Origin of the sequence: Pseudomonas sp. AMR01, from assembly GCF_041946035.1 — a bacterium.
GTDB lineage: Bacteria > Pseudomonadota > Gammaproteobacteria > Pseudomonadales > Pseudomonadaceae > Aquipseudomonas > Aquipseudomonas antarctica_B.
Genome location: NZ_JAUTYR010000169.1, coordinates 1 through 536 on the forward strand (window position 1 = coordinate 1; position 536 = coordinate 536).

1 protein-coding gene and 1 riboswitch are annotated in these 536 nt (G+C 61.6%); the gene reads right to left on the reverse strand.

Going from position 1 to position 536, the window contains the following annotated elements:
• A partial coding sequence (locus Q7C20_RS27075; RefSeq protein WP_375071227.1) for a chorismate synthase occupies nt 1–340 on the reverse strand: 340 nt, incomplete at its 3' end.
• A gap of 92 nt (nt 341–432) precedes the next feature.
• Nucleotides 433–534: riboswitch (TPP riboswitch) on the forward strand.
• Nucleotides 535–536: the final 2 nt, after the last annotated feature.

The window sequence follows — 536 nt, forward strand, 5'->3', positions numbered from 1 at the left end:
TGGCATCGTAGGTATAGTCCGCATGGCCTGGACGGTAGGCCTTGGCGACTTCGGAGTAATCCTTTGACCGTTGATCGGTGTTCTCGATCATCAGCTGCACGGGCGTGCCGGTGGTGACCCCTTCGAAGGTGCCCGACAGAATCCGCACCTCATCCGCCTCACGCCGCTGCGTGGTGTATTTGTTCTGACCGGGTTTGCGCTTGTCGAGCCACTGTTGGATCATGCCTTCGTCGATCGGCACGCCCGGGGGGCAGCCGTCGATAGTGGCACCAAGAGCAGGCCCGTGGCTCTCGCCCCAAGTGGTGACCCGGTAAAGATGGCCAAAGCTGTTGATCGACATGGGCGGACCTCCTGTTGCCAAACCCTTAGCCGGGGCGGCGCCCTGCCTCAAGGGGATTTGCCTTGCCAATCATGCGGGGGGCATCTACCTCTGGCCTCACCTCGGGGGGCCTTAGGGCTGAGATGTACGTGTTGTGCGGACCCGTTGAACCTGAACCGGTTAACACCGGCGGAGGGAAGGTCAGGACAGACATCCA